This is a genomic window from Aeromonas sobria, from assembly GCF_050266975.1.
Taxonomy (GTDB): Bacteria; Pseudomonadota; Gammaproteobacteria; order Enterobacterales; family Aeromonadaceae; genus Aeromonas; species Aeromonas sobria_B.
Window position 1 is genome coordinate 1 of sequence record NZ_JBKISU010000162.1, and the last position, 223, is coordinate 223.

A 223-nucleotide genomic window follows, 5' to 3' on the forward strand; every position below is an offset into this window, starting at 1 on the left:
GGTTGGCCGCCGTCACCGCCGCACCATCGGCCCCCTGCACGTCGTTGCTGATGACGTTGCCGTTCAGCACCAGGTTGTTCTCGCTCGCCGTGGCCAGGTTGCTGTCGTTCACCGCCGTCGGCACGTCGTCGACGATCTGTACGCTCAGGGTGTTCGAGGCCGAGTCACCATCGCTGTCTATCAGGCTCACCGCAAAGTTTTCAAACAGGCTGTTGTTGCCGTC

The 223-nt window shown here is 62.3% G+C and carries 1 protein-coding gene; it reads right to left on the bottom strand.

Annotated features, from left to right (window positions below):
- Positions 1 to 223, bottom strand: a 223-nt coding sequence (locus ACLHZ1_RS20930) for a hypothetical protein (RefSeq protein ID WP_427263573.1), incomplete at both ends; no start/stop codon positions are given.